The sequence below is a fragment of the Pseudomonas beijingensis genome (assembly GCF_030687295.1).
GTDB classification, from domain to species: Bacteria; Pseudomonadota; Gammaproteobacteria; order Pseudomonadales; family Pseudomonadaceae; genus Aquipseudomonas; species Aquipseudomonas beijingensis.
Genome location: NZ_CP117425.1, coordinates 1,794,887 through 1,814,065, shown reverse-complemented (window position 1 = coordinate 1,814,065; position 19,179 = coordinate 1,794,887). Strand labels below are relative to the sequence as shown.

Here is a 19,179-nt window from a genome sequence, read left to right as displayed (position 1 = left end):
CTCGGAAAACAACCTGGATTGCACAACCTCTGTAGCGAGGAAGTCATCTGTGGGAGCAAGGCTTGCCCGCGATGCAGGCACCTCGTTCCCTTAGAGACAGCATCGCCTGTAATCGCGGGCAAGCCTTGCTCCCACAATTCCCCTCGCCATAAAAGCTCGTCGATATCGTCGCTCTTACTGCGGCTTGCGATAGCTGTTAACAATTGCCGAAAAGTCCTTGCCGCCCTCGCCCCGCTGGCTCATCGCCTGGTACAACTGCTGCGCCACCGCCCCCAGCACCACCGGCTGATGGGCTTGCCGCGCGGCTTCGGTCGCCAGGCCCAGGTCCTTGAGCATCAGGTCGGCGCCAAAGCCACCCGTGTAGCCACGGGACGCCGGCGCCGTTTCGATCACGCCCGGCCACGGGTTGTAGGTGTCCGAACTCCAGCAACGGCCCGTCGAGCTGTTGATGATCCCGGCCAGCACCTGGGTGTCGATCCCCAAGGCATCGCCCAGCGCCATGGCCTCGCTGACGCCCACCATGGAAATCCCCAGCAGCAGGTTGTTGCAGATCTTGGCGATCTGCCCGGTGCCGACCTCCCCGCAATGCACGATGTTACGGCCCATTTGCGCCAACACCGGTTGCAAGGTGGCGAACAGCTCGGGCGTGGCGCCGACCATGAAGGTCAACGTGCCCGCCGCCGCGCCGCCGGTGCCGCCCGAAACGGGCGCATCGGCCATCGCCACCCCTTGTTTCGCAGCGGCAGCCGCCACGTCGCGAGCGGTTTGTGGATCGATGGTGCTGCAATCCACAGCCGGCGTACCGGCGGCGATGCCGGCCAGCACACCGTCTTCACCCAGCCAGACGCTACGCACATGGGCGGCGGCCGGCAGCATGGTGATCACCAGTGCCGCGCCCTGGGCCGCGTCGCGAGGCGAGGCGCTGATTGTGCCGCCCAATGCCGCCAGCTCGGCCAGCACCGTCTGGTTCAAGTCGAACAGGTTCAGCGAATGGCCGGCCTTGAGCAGGTTGCGCGCCATGGGGGCGCCCATGTTGCCCAGGCCGATAAATGCGATGTTCATGTCCGGCTCCTTAACGCAAATTGATGGTGGTGTTCACACCGTCATTGACGCTGTCATCATCGAACCAGCGCGCGGTCACGGTCTTGGTCTGAGTGTAGAACTGCACCACTTGTTTGCCGTACGGACCGAGGTCGCCGAGTTTCGAACCGCGGGAACCGGTGAAGCTGAAGAACGGCACCGGCACCGGGATCGGGATATTGATGCCCACCTGGCCAACGTCGATTTCGCTCTGGAATTTGCGCGCCGCCGCACCGCTCTGGGTGAACAGGCCGGTGCCGTTACCGAATGGATTGGCGTTGACCAGGGCAATCGCTTGATCCAGGGTGTCGACCTCCAGCACCACTAGCACCGGGCCGAAGATTTCTTCGGTGTAGATGCGCATGTCGGTGGTCACGCCGGAAAACAGGGTCGGGCCGACGAAGTTACCCTGCTCGAAGCCTGGCACGCTGATGTCTCGGCCATCGAGTTCCAGCTTCGCCCCTGCCTTCACGCCACTCTCGATCAATTCGAGGATGCGTGCCTTGGCCCGCTTGGAAATCACCGGGCCGACGTCCGTGCCCGGCTCGCTGCCGGCGTTGACCTTGAGCTTCTGCGCCAAGGCCTTGAGCTCTGGCAACCATTGTTTGGCCGCGCCCACCATCACCACCACGGAGGTGGCCATGCAACGCTGGCCCGCCGCGCCGAAACCGGCACCGACCAAGGCGTTGAGGGTCTGCTCACGATTGGCATCGGGCAGCACCACCGCGTGGTTCTTGGCGCCCATCATCGACTGCACGCGCTTGCCATGGCGACCCGCCAGGTCATACACATGGGTACCGACCGCCGTCGAGCCGACGAAGGAGACCGCCTTGATGTCCTGGTGGGTGCAGAGCGCATCCACCACATCCTTGCCGCCGTGCACCACGTTGAGCACACCCGCCGGTACGCCAGCCTCGATCGCCAACTCCACCAACAGCATGGTCGACAGCGGATCCTGTTCCGACGGTTTGAGCACAAAGGTGTTGCCGCAGGCGATGGCCATCGGGAACATCCACAGCGGAATCATCGCTGGGAAGTTGAACGGCGTAATGCCCGCGCACACCCCGATCGGCTGGCGCAGCGTGTAGGTGTCCACACCACCGGCGACGTTCTCGGCGAACTCGCCCATCTGCAGGGTGCCGATGGAACAGGCGTGCTCGACCACTTCCAGGCCGCGGAAAATATCGCCCTCGGCGTCAGCGATGGTCTTGCCCTGTTCGGCGCTAAGCACCGCGGCAATACGCTTGGAATGTTCGCGGATCAACGCCTGGAGCTTGAGCATGATGCGCATCCGCGCACCGATGGGCGTCAGTTTCCAAGTCTGGAAAGCACGCTGGGCAGCGGCGATGGCGGCATCGACTTCCGACGCCGTGGCGAACGGAACCTTCGCCAACACCTCCTGGGTGGCCGGGTTGACGATGTCGTGCCATTCGCTGGATTGGGATTCAACCCACTCGCCATCGATCAACAGTCTGACGGTTTGCAGGGCGGTGTCGCTGGGCGTAAGGGAAACGTTCATGCTGGCCTCCGGGATTGTTCTTATAGAGAGCGCTGGTTCAGCAAAGACCAAGGCGCATACGCACCCTTGGTGATGAGACGGTTTTTGGAGTATAGATGTGCAAACTTCTAATAAGAATGCACATAAAAGCCGGTCCATCATGCAAAAAAACATCACCTCCCTGGGGTCGCTGAATTGGGACGACCTCAAGTTTTTCCTCGAAGTGGCCCGCACCCGCAAGGCCAGCACGGCCGCCAAGCGCCTGGCCGTCGACTACACCACGGTATCGCGACGCATCAGCTCGCTGGAAACTTCGCTGGGCACGCTGCTGTTCGAGAAATCCCGGACCAACGGCTTTGTCCTGACGGCCGAAGGCCAGCGCCTGCTGGGTTACGCCGAATCGATCGAAAGCACCCTGCACATGGCCTGCGAACAGGTTTCAGGCTCTGGCGTCGCGCTGTCCGGCCACGTGCGCATGGGCTGCACCGAAGGCTTCGGCAGCTTCTTCATTACCCCGCAACTGAGCCATTTCGTCGACACCTACCCGGCCATTTCGGTGGACATCCTGCCGCTGCCGCACTTCATCAGCCTGTCCAAGCGCGAGGCCGATATCGTCATCGCCCTCGAACGCCCCGAGCATGGCCCGTATGTGTGCTGCAAATTGTGCGACTACCGGCTGCAGCTCTACGCCACCCAGCCCTACCTGGACAATCATCCACCGATCCAGCGCCCGGCCGACCTGGGCAAGCACTCGTTCATCAGCTACGTGGATGACCTGGCGTTCAGCTCCGAATTGCTCTACCTGGCCAACGTCCTGCCGGGCGCCAATGCTCATCTGCGCAGCACCAGCGTGATCGCGCAATTCGTGGCAGCGCAGCAAGGCCGCTCACTGGCGATCCTGCCCTGCTTCCTCGCCGCCCAGGACCCACGGTTGTTGCCGGTGCTGCCGGAGGACATCACCGTGACCCGGCAGTTTTGGATGTACTGCCGGGAGGACTTGAGGAAACTGAAACGGATTACGTTGTTGTGGGATTACATCCGCGAGGTGACTGAGCAGAACCAGCCATTGCTGATGGGCGAAAGCCGGGAGATGGTGTTCGCCGACTAGTCGGCGATGACCACGATGGCGACACGGCGGTTTTCGGTGCGGCCCTCGACCGTGTCGTTGGAGGCGACCGGCTTGCTGCTACCGAGACCGCGCGATTGGACGTTTTCTTCACGCATGCCTACGCCTATCAATACTTTGCTCACGCTAAGGGCACGACGTATCGACAGTTGCTCGTTATAGGCTTGGGAACCCGATGCGTCGGTATGTCCGTCGATCCGCACCCGCTCGATTCCGGCCCCCAGCAGCGCCTTGCCAATTCGCTCGACGATCTCGGTGCTGGCTGGGTTAAGGCTTTCCACGTCGCTGCCGAACAGTACCTTGCCTGATAAACCAAAAGCCCAACCTTCGTCAGTCAATTTGAAGCCTTGCTCCTTGAGCACGGCAATTTGTGCAGGACTAAGCCCTTTTTGCGGCGCGGTCTGGCAACCGGTAAGGGTCAGGGCAGCCATGAACAAAAACGCGATGAACCGTTGCAGTGAAGTTTGAGGATATAAACGCACAAGTCAGCTCCTGGTTTGAAGATCCGCGACGGAGTGATCCGACCCCGCCGTATGTTGACCGCCTCGGGCGAGGCGTTTGGCTTGGTACATTGCCGCATCGGCGGCGTGGAGCAGGGTGCCGGGTGTGGCGCCATGCTCCGGGTAGACGGCAATGCCGATACTGAGGGAGGTCAACACGGAGGCGTTGCCGGGCAATTGAATCGGCATTTCCATGCTGGCGATGATTTTTTCCGCGATCCGCTCGGCATCCTCGGCCTTGTGCAGGGGCGCCAGCAGCACGGCGAATTCGTCGCCCCCCAAGCGCGCGACCAAATCGTCCTCGCGCAACTGGGCCCGGACCCGGGTCGCCACGGCCGTCAGCACCGCGTCGCCGGCGGCATGGCCAAAGTTGTCATTGATACCCTTGAACCGGTCGCTGTCCAGGTACAACACGGCCACTTGCTCATTGAGCTTGCTGGCATTGCGCAAGGCGCGAATCAGCCGGCCTTCGAAAAACGCCCGGTTCGGCAAGCCGGTCAAGCTGTCGTGGCTGGCCTGGTGGGCCAGGGTTTCGTTTTCGCTTTGCAGGTGGGTCTGCCAGGACTCCAGTTCATCGAGCAGTGCGTTGAAGTCATTGGCCAAATTATCCAGTTCAGCAATGGCGGCCGGCGGCACGCGTCGGTCCAGGGCGCGTTCGCTGCGGGCCGCGTGGGCCACCTCGGCCAGGCTGCGCAGCGGTCCGGTGATCGCCCGCAACTGGCGCCGCGCCAGATAAAGCGCCACCCAGGCACTCACCGCCGTGCACAGAATGATCCCCGCCAGGCCGCTGAGCAAAAAGCGCAACAGGCTCCCGCCATGCCCCGCCAACACGATACGGCCGATGTTCTGCCCTTGATGAACGATCGGCAGGCTGATGGGCTTTTCCAGGAAGGCCTTGGCAATGTGCACTTCCAGCTCCGACAACAGGCCGGTTTGCGGTCGCTGCCAGCGCGCCAGCAGACGGCCATGTTCATTGAACACCTGAGCATCGGCGACCTCCTCGGTGGAGGCGATCAAGGCCAGGGCTTCGGTGGCCGCCGCCGAGTCATCGAAGACCACGGCGGCTTCCACGGTGTAGTTGATCGAGCGAGCGATCAGGTGCAGGTTGTGATCGGCGTAGACCCGCAACGCCAGCAGGCCAAGCAAGGTCAGGGAAACACTGGCCATGGTGATGGCCACCAACGCGACGATCAGATGACCACGACCGATGACCGAGCCCAGGGTGGGACGGACCCTTGGTTTGCTCTGCTTCATGGCGTCGCCGGCCTGCGACGGGAAAGCTGCAGCACACTGGGATGGATGCGCACACCACTGCGCGCCACCGAATCGAGGTTGACCTCGAAAGACACTTGTTCATCGCCGACCCGCAGGCAGAACAGGCTCCCCACGGTGCACTGGTCGCCACCTTCGCTGATGCTCAGCACCGGCTTGCCGATCAAGGATGCAAACAGACGGGTGTGCTCATCATTGGTCAGCCGGCCGACGTAGACCGCGTTGCAGTCAGTGGCGATACCAGGATGATCGGCCAACAGCCGCTGCACCGTCACCGACCGCCCCGTGGCCTGGATGGTACCCTTGACCAGATCGTCGGTGTATTGAGTCGGCCCGACGATGCACAGTTGCAGTTGGGTGGGCTCCACCGGCCAGCGGGCGTAGCTGAGAATGCCCAATACCACCTGGGTCACCGCTTCTGCCCGCTGCTCGGCCTGAGTCGTGGCGGCTAGCTCCTCGGCCACCGTGACAGGCGGCAGCAGACACAAAAGGCCGGCAAGCAGAACACGCCCCCAGCCCTTGCTGCGCACTGCCTCCCCTACAGGCACGTTCATGGATAGTCTCTTGTCCAGACGATAAGTGCCGGAACGATAGCACAGTGCCAAAAAGCCAGCGAGACAGCGTGTTACGTAGACTTTGGAGCCAAACAGGCAAAATTGCCACGGGGGCATGAATCCTTAAAAGCTGATGATTCAGTCAGCCTGCTCCAACGCCAGCATCAACCCGCTCAAGCGCTTGACCTTGCGCCGGACCGCTTCCTCGAAGATGCCCCCACGCGGTTCGATCAGGCTGAACCATTGCTTGCCCCGGGTAATGGCGGTGTACACCAGTTCCTTGGTCAAGACCGGGTTGAGCGCATCCGGAAGGATCAACGCGGTATGGGTGAATTCCGAGCCCTGGGATTTGTGCACCGTCATGGCATACACGGTTTCCACGTCATTCAGGCGGCTGGGCAGGACGAAGCGCACACCGCCCTGGCCGTCATTGCGCGGGAAGGCGACCCGCAGGACCTGTTTGCCGGCATCGGGGCCGTCACGCTCGGGCAGCTTGAGGGCGATGCCGATGTCGCCGTTCATCAACCCCAGCCCATAGTCGTTGCGGGTCATCAGCACCGGGCGGCCTTCGTACCACTGGTGATCGCTATCGATAAGACGGGCCTTGAGCAGCGCAGCGGTGATTCGCTGGTTCAGCCCTTCGACGCCCCACGGGCCTTTACGCACCGCACAAAGCAATTGGAATTCGTCGAAAGCCGCCAGGACTTCCCGGGCCCAATCGGCCCAGCAACTGTCCTCCAGCGGACGAGAAATGGCCGGGCGGCGCTGCCGCAGCAGGCTCAGGTAATGCCGATATCCCTGGGGCCCTTCTGGCTTGCCGTCGAGCAACAGTTTTTCCAGCTTCGTATCGTGTTCACTCGTTAATTTTAGGTAGGACAGATCGGCATACTGCCCTTCCTCCAACAACTGTCGGGCTTTTTCAGGCTGTTGCTGGTTGACCCAGCGAGCCAACTGACCGATCCCGCTGCCTTCGCCGAAGCGTCGGGAATGCCTGAGCATGACCACTTGCTGCGCCAAGGGATGAGTGCCGTCGAGGTCTTGCTGCAAGTCACTGGCCGCCAGGTTTTCACCGCTGACCGACTCAAGCCAGGCTCGCGTCCGAGGGCTGTACCAACCGTCCTCGGCGTCTCGACACAAGTCCCCCAGCACCGCACCGGCCTCTACAGAAGCCAACTGGTCCTTGTCCCCCAGCAACACCAACCGCGCATGGGCCGGCAGCGCATCCAGCAGATTAGCCATCATCTCCAGGTCGATCATCGACGCCTCATCGACCACCAACACGTCCAGTGGCAAGCGATTGCCGCCGTGGTGGCGAAAATGCCGAGTGCCCGGACGGCTGCCGAGCAAACGATGGACTGTCGTGACGTCGCAGGGAATACGTTCGCGCACAGCCTCATCCACATCCAGGGTCCGGACTTGCTGGCTGATGGACTCGGTCAGGCGCGCGGCCGCCTTGCCCGTGGGCGCAGCCAGGCGAATTCGCAGCGGCTTCCCAGTCTCGACGGCCGGTGCCTGCAACAGCGCCAGCAGGCGCACGACAGTGGTGGTCTTGCCGGTACCCGGGCCGCCGGTCACGATGCTGAAGGCCCCGCGGGTCGCCAGCGCGCAGGCCAGCTTCTGCCAATCGATCGGGCCGTTGGCATTGGCCGGCCCGAACAGTCCGTCCAAACGCTCGCGCAGGTCGCCAGGCGCCGCTTCATGGTCAATCAGTCGTTGGCGCAACGCCTCGTCGATCCGTCGTTCATAACCCCCAGTAGCGGCGCAGATAAAGACGCTTGCCGGACAGCACCAACGGACGTTGCTGCGCCTCTTCGCTCCCATCCGCAGCCAGGGCCACCAACCGGCTGGACGCCAGGGCCTTGCACCAATGGACGCCGTCCAGTGTCTGCAATATTTGCGAGGGCAACAGCATCGCGCCTGGCTGCAGGTCGCCCTCGGGCAGCGACAGGGCGAAGTCCGGCTCCTTGAGGGTTTCGAACACATCCAGGCAAACATGCCCGTGGCCCAATTGATGACTGGTCAGCGCGGCGGCGAGCAGGACCAGGGGATCATCGTCCGGCGCCAGTTCATGGAGGAACGCCACGAAGGCTTTGTCCAAAGCACGCAGCCAGCCACGCTCGACCCAGCGCGTCAGTAACAACAGCAGGTCCTGGGCACGGCTCAAGGGGGCCAGGTCAACCGGACTCTCGTCGTCGGACGCCTTGGGCAGCAGGTCGGCAAAAGAACGACTCATAGCAATTCTCCCTGTACCCACGCCGGCTCGGCCTTGGGTTCGGGCGCGCCTTGGAACAGCCGATCCAGTTGTTCGATCAAGGCCCGTGGCGGCTTGGTGAAATACACGCCCTGGCTGGTTGATCGGGTGCCACGGAGAAACAGGTAGAGCGCGCCGCCAACATGCCGGTCGTAGTCGTAATCGGGGAGCCGCGCCTTGAGCTGGCGATGCAGGGCCAGCAGGTACAGCACGTATTGCAGGTCGTAGCGATGGTCCAGGATCGACTGTTCCATGGCCTGTACGGTGTAGGCCATGTCATCGCCACCCAGCCAATTGGATTTGTAATCGGCCACGTAATACCGACCGTCGTGCTCGAACGTCAAATCGATGAAGCCCTTGAACATGCCGTTGAGCAGTACCGGCTCCGCAGCGACGCGGGCCACACCGCCATGGGTGAACCGGCAAACCAGTTGGTCAAGCTTTTGCACATCGACCTTGTGGCTGGCGAACCAGAACTCCATCTCCACCTGGAACCGGGTCAGGTGTTCAAGCACCACCGGCGCCTGGTCGTTGCCGACGTGCATGGGCATTTTGATCAAGTGCTGCAGCCAGTCGCTCAACGTGGTGATCCAGCCTTTCCAGCCTCGACGATTACAGCGCCGGGCAATGGCATCCTCGATATCCGCCGGCGTAGATGAAAAACCTTCCCCAGCGACCCACTCCAAGAGGCCATGAAGGAAAGTGCCGGGGCCGGGGCCACGGGGAAATCGGTGGATATCGCCACTAACGGCGATGGTCTCCCTGGGCGCGTCCGGGTCCAGTCGCTCATCGTCGAACAGTTTCTGCGCTTGCGGATTCTCTGGCGCGGCATCGCTACCTTCGCTCAGGCTTTCGCCGATGCGCAAGGCACTGTAGGACGCGATCCACCAATTTTCGCTGGCTTTGCGCAAGGGCACCAAGGGCTCGAGCAACACGGCGTCGTTACGCGGCGGCCGATAGCGCTCGTCGGTGGCTTCGGGCACCGGCTGGCAACTCACCGCGACGCTGCCTTGTTGCAGGTCTTCCAGCCAGCGCCTCAGCTCCACCGAATCGGTCAGCGGCACACCGCCTCCCAGCAGATAACCCAGCGCGGACACATGCAGGATCGAGCTGTTGTTGTTGCCCCGCTTGAGATCCGCGACACCCAGCCAGCAGGCATGTTGTGCACGGGTCAGTGCTACGTAGAGCAGCCGCAGATCCTCGGCCAGACGCTCGTCATCGGCCTTGGCGATCAGTTCGGCGGTGGGCTTGAGGCTGATCTGCGCCTTGTTGGCCTCATCGTGGTAATGCAACGGCAATCGACTGCCATCCACCGGTTTCGTCGAACAGATGAAGGGCAGGAAGACCAACGGATATTCAAGCCCCTTGGACTTGTGGATCGTGACCACCTTAACCAACTGCTCATCGCTTTCCAGGCGCAGGATCTGCTCTTCCCCCGCCTGCCCGGACAAGGCCAGGTGCTCGGACAAATGTCGGATCAAGGCTTGTTCGCCATCCAGTTCACCGGCGGCCTGCTGCAACAGTTCGCAAAGGTGCAGCAAATTGGTCAGCACCCGCTCGCCATCGCTGCGCGCCATCAGGGCCTGGGGCAACTCGAAATCATGCAGCAGGCGTCGCAACATCGGCAGCACGCCCTGGCTGCGCCAGACCGTACGATAACCGCGGAACTGCATGACCCGGGCTTCCCAGGCCAGCTCATCCTGATTGAGACGCTCCAGCTCCGTCAGCGGCAGGTTCAACGTGATGCTGGCCAGCGCTGCCCGTAGCGGCCGCTCCACATCCGGCTCGGCGCAGGCCCTGAGCCAGGTCAGCAAATCCCGCGCCTCTTGCGATGCGAAGACCGAATCCTTGTCGGACAGGTAGACACTGCGCACGCCCCGCGCAGACAACTCGTCTCGCACGGCCTGCGCTTCTTTACCGTCGCGCACCAGGATGGCGATATCCGCCGGACGCAACCCGCGCAGCGTTTCGCCATCGACCGTGAAGCCGTCGCGTCCCGACTGGCCGCCATTGAGCAATGCCGTAATCTCACTGGCGCAGGCAGCCGCCATGGATTGCCGATACAGCGCACCGGAAAGCGGCTGGTCCGACGCCAGGTGCCAGAGGTTCAACGCCGCAACGGCCTGTCCTGCCACCTGCAAGGACTCCTTGCGTCCCTGGGAATCAACGGACAGGAACGGCACCGAGTTTTTGCCCGAAGGTTCACGAAACAGAAAGGCCCCGCGCCCCTTCAGACGGGACTCGGCCTTCTGGAAAATATGGTTTACCGCACCCACCATGGCATGGCTGGAACGGAAATTCGTGCCCAGCGTATGCAACCTGCCGGCCGTGGCCTCGCGAGCACGCAGGTAGGTGTAGATGTCGGCACCGCGAAAAGCATAGATCGCCTGCTTCGGATCGCCGATCAGGAAAAGTCCGGTCTCTGGGTCATTGTCTTCAATACGATAGATGCTTTCGAAGATCCGGTACTGAACCGGGTCGGTGTCCTGGAACTCATCGATCAGCGCCACCGGAAACTGCTCGCGGATCAGGCTCGCCAGACGCTCGCCCCCGTCGGCCTGCAGCGCCGCGTCGAGACGCAGCAGCATGTCGTCGAAGCCCATCTCGGCGCGGCGACGCTTCTCTGCCTCGAAACGCGCCCCAACCCACTGCGCGGCATGCTGCAACACAGCGGCATCTGGCGTGGGCAACGCATCCAGGCTGGCCTTGAGACCGGCCATGGCCTCCAGCCCGGGATGGTTGGGCACTTCGCCTTTCCAGGCTTCGGCCATGCCCTCGGGTGTCAGCCGCGTGAACCCGGTGCCGATGTCCAGCAACTCGTGGCTTTCATCATCGACCCAAGCGGTGATTTTCTGAAACCACGGTTCGAAGTAACGCGCCTGCATCTTGCGCCCGTCGACAGACTTGCTGGCGACGCCTTGCTGGCAGATCTCCAGCAGTTCCACGGCCCATTGTCGCCACGGCGCCTTGAGATCGAGCAAGGCGGCACTGCGCTCCTGCAGGGAGGCGGCGATGAGTTCAGCCGGCTCAAGTCCGTCATCGTCGCCACGCTCGCTGGAAAACAAACCTCTGACCCGTGGCAACAGCGCAGCAGGCCCTCCCCAATGGGTACGCACCCAATTCAGCGCCTCGCCTTGCATCGAATAGCAGAACAGCCGCCAGTAATCGCGCAAGACCTCGCCCAGCAATTCGCTGTGATCGGTTTCCAGGGTCTGGGTAAACAGGCTGCCACTGTCGAAGGCATGCTCACGCAACATGCGCTGGCACCAACTATGGATGGTCGAGACGGCCGCTTCGTCCATCCACTGCGCGGCGATGTCCAGCCGGTTCGCGCAGCCTGGCCATTGCTCAGCACTGAACTCATCGCGCAATGCAGCGATCAGTGAATCCGGGGCTGGAATCTCGTCGCGAAAGAAACGTGCGGCTTCGGCCAGACGGGTGCGAATTCGCTCACGCAACTCTTTGGTGGCAGCGTCCGTAAAGGTCACCACCAGGATTTGCGGCGGAAGCAGCTCGCGGCCAAAACCGGACGCCGAACCACCGTGCCCCAGCACCAGGCGCAGGTACAGCGCGGAAATAGTGAAGGTCTTGCCGGTACCTGCGCTGGCCTCGATCAGTTGACTGCCCCGTAGCGGAAACGCCAGGGCCAATGGTGCCTGCCGACTCATGAACGGGCCTCCTCGCTGACCAAGGACCGCCATGGTGCTTCGAGCAATGGTCGGTAAAGCGCATCGCACCAATCGGGGAATGTTTCGTCAGCCATCAAGGTCCCGAAATCAGGAAACTGTCGAGCCAAGGCCGGGTTTTCCCGCCGCTCGCCTTCGAACGTCTGCCCATCGCCCTCATAAGCTTTGCGAGCTGCAGCTTCGGCCTTGATCGGCTCGGTCTGACCGAGCCAGGCGAAAGCCGTCTTCACCGCGATCGGCAGCGGCTGGCGCATACCGGTCTGCCAGGCCAGCAACATGTCGCCCAGCAACCGTTGCGCCACAGGCTCCTCAAAAGGGGCCAGCAGCAAGCTGTCATCACTGGCCACCAGCGCCGTCGTCAACGACAAGCCGTTAGCGCAAGCCACGAGATGGTTGACCCAGGGTCGTATCAGACGATGCCACTTGCGGGTCTTGGAAGAGCCGATGCTGTTGGGGATGGCCGTGATGGCGAGGACCGCACCGTCAGAGCGCTGGTGCAGGCCACTGAGCCACCCTTCGACACTCACACCCTGCAAGCGCAGGCTGACGGGCACAGCACTGGTCAGCGGTGTGGGCCATAACGCCAGAAGCTGTTGGTAGCGCTGGAGCAGATCCGGCAAGGGTTCGATCAATTCACGCTGCATGCACTCACCGAACCCGGCCATCGGTAACAGGCCGCTGTTCTGAAGTCTCTGGGCGTGGGCGGCCAGGGCCAGATCCGGTTGGTCCAGGCGTATCAACGCGGCCTCGAGCAGGCTGTCACTCAGGGTGTAGCGTTGCAACGCGTCGAGCACGAAAGGTTCGTCATCGGCCAGAGGCGCTTCGATGGCTTCGAAGAACACTTTCAGGCGCTGGCTGAAGAAATGGCGGACGGGGTTGCGCAGGAAGTCCTGCAACTGACCAAGGCCCAAGGGTTCTTCCTGGACGTAAGGTGCCAGCACCTGGGTTTTGTCGGTGTGATCGGAGGTGTCGTGGAGCATTCGCCATTCGCTGGCGTAACTGAACAGCTCGTCACCTTGATGGAAATAACGCGCACTGAACGGTTGCAGCGGATGCTCCTGGGTCAGGGCATCGAGAAGAGGCTTGCTGTCATCGGCCAACCGCCAGCCATTGGCGAGGTGATCACGCAATTGGCCGATCAACACCGATGCCGGTCGCTCGCTGTTGTCGCGGATGCTGCGCCCCACCCAACTGATGTACAGCTTTTCCCGGGCCGACAGCAGCGCTTCCAACAACAGGTAACGGTCATCCTCACGACGGGAACGATCGCCCGGGCGATAATCACCGCCCATCAGATCGAAATCCAAGGGTGGCTGGGCACGCGGGTAATCACCGTCATTCATCCCCAGCAGGCACACCAGCTTGAAAGGGATCGCGCGCATTGGCATCAAGGTACAGAAGTTGACGGCTCCGGCCAGGAAGCGTTGGGACAGTCGCCCCTGATCCAGCCCAGCCAGCCACGCTTCACGCACCACCGTCAGCGGCAATTCGTCGTGCAGCCCCACCGATTCACAGGTTTCCAGCCAGGTTTCACGCAAGTCTTCGAGTTGGGCCAGCAAATAGTCGTCATGCTCGTTGCTCGCCTGGAAAAACAGCTGCATCAAGTCGTGCAGGCGCGCCCCCCATTGCTGTGGCGATGCTGGCCGGGTGAGTTCCTGATGAGCGACCTCCAGGGCATCCAGCAACGCAACCAGCGGACCGATCAATGCCGCATCCAGGCCACCGATCTCGTCATAGGGCTCGATGCCATCATAGGCCTGCGAACTGCCAACGGCGTACCCCAGCAACATGCGACGCAAGCCGAAACGCCAGCTGTTCTGCTCAAGCTCCGCGGGCAAGCCCAACCCGGCACGGTGCTCGGCGCTCATCCCCCAGCGAATGCCTGCCCCTTCGATCCAACGGTGCAGGGTCGGCAGGTCGGCCTCGTCGATGCCAAACCGTTCGCGCAACGCCGGGACATCCAGCAGATCGAGGATTTCGCTGACCGGGAAACGACTGTCCGGCAGCTTGAGCAGGTGCTCGACGGCGATCAGCAGTGGATCACGTCCACGCTGGCCCTGGTCGGTCAGCGTGAATGGTATGAAACGAGGATCGCTCCTGTCGAGCTGGCCGAACACCGCGCGAATGTGCGGCGCATAACTGTCGATGTCCGGGACCATGACGATGATATCCCGTGGGCGCAGGGTCCGATCCGCACTGAAGTGGGCCAGCAACTGGTCATGGAGAATTTCCACTTCACGCTGGGCACCGTGGGCCACATGAAAGCGGATCGAGCCGTCTCGCTCCGTATCGACGGCAGGCCAGTGTTCCCGGGTTTCGTTCAGGGGACGCAGCTCGAGGATGTCGTCCTGCAATTGACTGAGAAGGGTCGTGGGGGTCCCATCCGTGAACAGGTCGATTCGCCCATCGCGAAATACCGCACGGTAGCTATTGGGGTCATCGTAGCTATCGAGCAGGTTGATATAGTCGCGCCCCTGCTTACCCCAAGCGGCCAATAACGGATGGGCATGTTGATGCAGGGTTTGCGGATCAAGGACCGCGGGCATGCCGGTCTTGCGTGCTTGGCGCTTGTATTGGTGACGCAGCAAGTCCTTGTCGGCCACGATGTCCGCCCAATGATGGCGACATGGGTTATGCACGCATAGCAGCACCTGGCTGAACCGGGAAAGACCGGCGAGCGCCTCGAGGACTTGGGCAGGCAACGAAGAAATACCGAACACGATGACCCGCGCCGGCAAACCTTTCGGAGCCACGTCCAAGTTGTTGATACGTTCGATGTAGCGCTGGTGTACGCCGGCACGGCTTTGCGCCATGCCTTGTTCCCCCACATCCAGCAGCAAGGCGCGCCACAGTTCCGCCTGCCAGCAATTCGCCGGCGCGAGCGGCATGATTTCGCCTCGGACATTTCGTGTCTGGTGTCGACCTTCAGCCCAATCCTCGAGCCAGTCGGCTCGGTACACCTGGTACTGGTCGAACAGATCGGCGAGGCGCTCGGACAACTGATAGCGCTTGCGCAAGTCGGTGTCGTGGGTAAGGAATCGTCGCAGAGGTTCGAAATGAGGCTGCTCGATCAACTGCGGTAGCAGGCGCATCAGACGCCAGGTTAGCGGAGCCTTGTCCAGCAGGGACTTGGCCGGAATCTCGTCACGCCCCAGGACGGTTCGATAAAGCTGCCACATGAAGCTGCCCGGCAGTTGCACATCAATGGCCGCCGCAATACCGCAGCCGCCGGAGTCATCCTCGTCCGGGTCTTCAGCCAGTGCAAGCTTGAGCCATTGGGCAATGCCGTTGCTTTGTACCAGCGCGATTTCATTTTCAAGGGGGGCCAGCGGGTAGCGCCGCATCAAGCTGATCACCAGGCTGCGCAGTTCATCAAGGCGATTCCCGTGAACCACCATGAAAGCTGGGCTGAGGGACGTTGCGTCCGGCATGAAAGGCATCCTTGAAAATGCAAAAGCTAGGGCAGAACCTTAGCACTGTCGGGGGGCTGTGACAGCCGGGAGCTGTCCGAGCTTGTCGTAAGAACTTTCCTGCGGGCAAAACAAAACCCCTACCTGCGTCAGCAGATAGGGGTTTCGGAATTTAATCTTGACGATGACCTACTCTCACATGGGGAAACCCCACACTACCATCGGCGATGCATCGTTTCACTGCTGAGTTCGGGATGGGATCAGGTGGTTCCAATGCTCTATGGTCGTCAAGAAATTCGGTAGCCGGTGCGTGCCTTGCGGTCACGTGCCAGCGAATGGGTATGCGATAGTTTGTGTGCTGCTTGTGAGTATCTCGAACTTTCGGTTCGTTTCGTCTTCACACACCGCAATCTGGTCTCTTTGCCTTTGGGCTTGGAGTTACAAATTGCTTGGGTGTTATATGGTCAAGCCTCACGGGCAATTAGTACAGGTTAGCTCAACGCCTCACAGCGCTTACACACCCTGCCTATCAACGTCGTAGTCTTCGACGGCCCTTCAGGGGACTCAAGGTCCCAGTGAGATCTCATCTTGAGGCAAGTTTCCCGCTTAGATGCTTTCAGCGGTTATCTTTCCCGAACATAGCTACCCGGCAATGCCACTGGCGTGACAACCGGAACACCAGAGGTTCGTCCACTCCGGTCCTCTCGTACTAGGAGCAGCCCCTCTCAAATCTCAAACGTCCACGGCAGATAGGGACCGAACTGTCTCACGACGTTCTAAACCCAGCTCGCGTACCACTTTAAATGGCGAACAGCCATACCCTTGGGACCGGCTTCAGCCCCAGGATGTGATGAGCCGACATCGAGGTGCCAAACACCGCCGTCGATATGAACTCTTGGGCGGTATCAGCCTGTTATCCCCGGAGTACCTTTTATCCGTTGAGCGATGGCCCTTCCATACAGAACCACCGGATCACTAAGACCTACTTTCGTACCTGCTCGACGTGTGTCTCGCAGTCAAGCGCGCTTTTGCCTTTATACTCTACGACCGATTTCCGACCGGTCTGAGCGCACCTTCGTACTCCTCCGTTACTCTTTAGGAGGAGACCGCCCCAGTCAAACTACCCACCATACACTGTCCTCGATCCGGATAACGGACCTGAGTTAGAACCTCAAAGTTGCCAGGGTGGTATTTCAAGGATGGCTCCACGCGAACTGGCGTCCACGCTTCAAAGCCTCCCACCTATCCTACACAAGCAAATTCAAAGTCCAGTGCAAAGCTATAGTAAAGGTTCACGGGGTCTTTCCGTCTAGCCGCGGATACACTGCATCTTCACAGCGATTTCAATTTCACTGAGTCTCGGGTGGAGACAGCGCCGCCATCGTTACGCCATTCGTGCAGGTCGGAACTTACCCGACAAGGAATTTCGCTACCTTAGGACCGTTATAGTTACGGCCGCCGTTTACCGGGGCTTCGATCAAGAGCTTCGCGTTAGCTAACCCCATCAATTAACCTTCCGGCACCGGGCAGGCGTCACACCCTATACGTCCACTTTCGTGTTTGCAGAGTGCTGTGTTTTTAATAAACAGTCGCAGCGGCCTGGTATCTTCGACCGGCGTGGGCTTACGCAGCAAGTGCTTCACCCTCACCGGCGCACCTTCTCCCGAAGTTACGGTGCCATTTTGCCTAGTTCCTTCACCCGAGTTCTCTCAAGCGCCTTGGTATTCTCTACCCAACCACCTGTGTCGGTTTGGGGTACGGTTCCTGGTTACCTGAAGCTTAGAAGCTTTTCTTGGAAGCATGGCATCAACCACTTCGTCACCCAAAGGGTAACTCGTCATCAGCTCTCGGCCTTAAGATCCCGGATTTACCTAAGATCTCAGCCTACCACCTTAAACTTGGACAACCAACGCCAAGCTGGCCTAGCCTTCTCCGTCCCTCCATCGCAATAACCAGAAGTACAGGAATATTAACCTGTTTTCCATCGACTACGCTTTTCAGCCTCGCCTTAGGGACCGACTAACCCTGCGTCGATTAACGTTGCGCAGGAAACCTTGGTCTTTCGGCGTGGGTGTTTTTCACACCCATTGTCGTTACTCATGTCAGCATTCGCACTTCTGATACCTCCAGCAAGCTTCTCAACTCACCTTCACAGGCTTACAGAACGCTCCTCTACCGCATCACTTGCGTGATACCCGTAGCTTCGGTGTATGGTTTGAGCCCCGTTACATCTTCCGCGCAGGCCGACTCGACTAGTGAGCTATTACGCTTTCTTTAAAGGGTGGCTGCTTCTAAGCCAACCTCCTAGCTGTCTAAGCCTTCCCACATCGTTTCCCACTTAACCATAACTTTGGGACCTTAGCTGACGGTCTGGGTTGTTTCCCTTTTCACGACGGACGTTAGCACCCGCCGTGTGTCTCCCATGCTCGGCACTTGTAGGTATTCGGAGTTTGCATCGGTTTGGTAAGTCGGGATGACCCCCTAGCCGAAACAGTGCTCTACCCCCTACAGTGATACATGAGGCGCTACCTAAATAGCTTTCGAGGAGAACCAGCTATCTCCGAGCTTGATTAGCCTTTCACTCCGATCCACAGGTCATCCGCTAACTTTTCAACGGTAGTCGGTTCGGTCCTCCAGTTAGTGTTACCCAACCTTCAACCTGCCCATGGATAGATCGCCCGGTTTCGGGTCTATTCCCAGCGACTAGACGCCCTATTAAGACTCGCTTTCGCTACGCCTCCCCTATTCGGTTAAGCTCGCCACTGAAAATAAGTCGCTGACCCATTATACAAAAGGTACGCAGTCACCCAACAAAGTGGGCTCCCACTGCTTGTACGCATACGGTTTCAGGATCTATTTCACTCCCCTCTCCGGGGTTCTTTTCGCCTTTCCCTCACGGTACTAGTTCACTATCGGTCAGTCAGTAGTATTTAGCCTTGGAGGATGGTCCCCCCATATTCAGACAAAGTTTCTCGTGCTCCGTCCTACTCGATTTCACTTCTAAGATCCTTTCGCGTACAGGGCTATCACCCACTATGGCCGCACTTTCCAGAGCGTTCCGCTAAAATCAAAGAAGCTTAAGGGCTAGTCCCCGTTCGCTCGCCACTACTAAGGGAATCTCGGTTGATTTCTTTTCCTCAGGGTACTTAGATGTTTCAGTTCCCCTGGTTCGCCTCTTGCACCTATGTATTCAGTACAAGATAACCATCTTATGATGGCTGGGTTCCCCATTCAGACATCTCCGGATCAAAGTCTGTTTGCCGACTCCCCGAAGCTTTTCGCAGGCTACCACGTCTTTCATCGCCTCTGACTGCCAAGGCATCCACCGTATGCGCTTCTTCACTTGACCATATAACCCCAAGCAATCTGGTTATACTGTGAAGACGACATTCGCCGAAAATTCGATCTTGCTCTAAGAGCAACTCACAAATTTTACCTTAGCCTGATCCGTTACCAGTGAAAGTAACGTTCAGTCTATCTTTCTATCACATACCCAAATTTTTAAAGAACGAACTAGTCAAAGACTAGAAATCAACATTCACCATCGAACCGATGGAATGCTCATTTCTAAGCTTTATACAATCGAAGCAGTAGTGGTGGAGCCAAGCGGGATCGAACCGCTGACCTCCTGCGTGCAAGGCAGGCGCTCTCCCAGCTGAGCTATGGCCCCGTATTTCTACAGGCGTTTCCCACACAAAATTGGTGGGTCTGGGCAGATTCGAACTGCCGACCTCACCCTTATCAGGGGTGCGCTCTAACCAACTGAGCTACAGACCCAATTTCGGGCTGCTTCTTTCGTCTT

At 60.1% G+C, this 19,179-nt stretch carries 8 protein-coding genes, 2 tRNA genes, 2 rRNA genes and 1 pseudogene; 1 reads left to right on the top strand and 12 read right to left on the bottom strand.

Annotated elements, in window-relative coordinates:
- Positions 1 to 174: 174 nt before the first annotated feature.
- Together mmsB and PSH84_RS08235 are read right to left on the bottom strand one after the other, a co-directional pair.
- Entirely contained in the window at positions 175 to 1,062 is an 888-nt protein-coding gene (gene mmsB / locus PSH84_RS08240; RefSeq protein WP_122564862.1) for a 3-hydroxyisobutyrate dehydrogenase, read from the bottom strand.
- Between the two features lie 10 nt (positions 1,063 to 1,072).
- Positions 1,073 to 2,599 carry a CoA-acylating methylmalonate-semialdehyde dehydrogenase gene (locus tag PSH84_RS08235; RefSeq protein WP_305482561.1) on the bottom strand — a complete coding sequence of 509 codons (1,527 nt, stop codon included), beginning with the start codon at positions 2,597 to 2,599 and terminating at the stop codon, positions 1,073 to 1,075.
- 139 nt (positions 2,600 to 2,738) lie between these two features.
- Here PSH84_RS08235 and PSH84_RS08230 point away from each other — a divergent pair, with 139 nt between their 5' ends.
- The gene (locus PSH84_RS08230) at positions 2,739 to 3,686 is read left to right on the top strand and encodes a LysR family transcriptional regulator (protein WP_305469600.1); all 948 of its coding nucleotides are present in this window, start codon (positions 2,739 to 2,741) and stop codon (positions 3,684 to 3,686) included.
- On the opposite strand, the gene yfiB is transcribed toward PSH84_RS08230, so the two are convergent.
- The 10 genes and pseudogenes from yfiB to PSH84_RS08180 all read right to left on the bottom strand — a co-directional run bounded on the left by yfiB (position 3,683) and on the right by PSH84_RS08180 (position 19,154).
- On the bottom strand, positions 3,683 to 4,135 hold the full coding sequence (gene yfiB / locus PSH84_RS08225; protein ID WP_122564877.1) for an outer membrane lipoprotein YfiB: 453 nt from the start codon (positions 4,133 to 4,135) through the stop codon (positions 3,683 to 3,685). The genes PSH84_RS08230 and yfiB overlap by 4 nt on opposite strands.
- A 54-nt stretch (positions 4,136 to 4,189) precedes the next feature.
- The gene (gene dgcN / locus PSH84_RS08220) at positions 4,190 to 5,458 is read right to left on the bottom strand and encodes a diguanylate cyclase DgcN/YfiN (protein ID WP_305469598.1); all 1,269 of its coding nucleotides are present in this window, start codon (positions 5,456 to 5,458) and stop codon (positions 4,190 to 4,192) included.
- Positions 5,455 to 6,030, bottom strand: a complete 576-nt coding sequence (gene yfiR / locus PSH84_RS08215) for a regulatory sequestration protein YfiR (RefSeq protein WP_305469596.1) — start codon at positions 6,028 to 6,030, stop codon at positions 5,455 to 5,457. The genes dgcN and yfiR overlap by 4 nt, the downstream gene beginning before the upstream one ends.
- Positions 6,031 to 6,168: 138 nt before the next feature.
- Positions 6,169 to 8,263 (bottom strand): annotated as a pseudogene (gene recD, locus PSH84_RS08210) (exodeoxyribonuclease V subunit alpha).
- Entirely contained in the window at positions 8,260 to 11,949 is a 3,690-nt protein-coding gene (gene recB / locus PSH84_RS08205; protein ID WP_305482559.1) for an exodeoxyribonuclease V subunit beta, read from the bottom strand. Before recB ends, recD begins: the two are co-directional and overlap by 4 nt.
- Positions 11,946 to 15,398 (bottom strand): exodeoxyribonuclease V subunit gamma, encoded by a 3,453-nt coding sequence (gene recC, locus PSH84_RS08200; RefSeq protein WP_305482558.1) that lies wholly within the window; start codon positions 15,396 to 15,398, stop codon positions 11,946 to 11,948. The genes recB and recC overlap by 4 nt, the downstream gene beginning before the upstream one ends.
- 155 nt (positions 15,399 to 15,553) lie before the next feature.
- Positions 15,554 to 15,669: ribosomal RNA gene (gene rrf, locus PSH84_RS08195) — 5S ribosomal RNA — on the bottom strand.
- Between the two features lie 168 nt (positions 15,670 to 15,837).
- Positions 15,838 to 18,726 (bottom strand): 23S ribosomal RNA (locus PSH84_RS08190).
- 245 nt (positions 18,727 to 18,971) lie between these two features.
- A tRNA-Ala gene (locus PSH84_RS08185) sits at positions 18,972 to 19,047 on the bottom strand.
- A 30-nt stretch (positions 19,048 to 19,077) separates the two neighbouring features.
- Positions 19,078 to 19,154, bottom strand: a tRNA-Ile gene (locus PSH84_RS08180).
- Between the last annotated feature and the right edge of the window lie 25 nt (positions 19,155 to 19,179).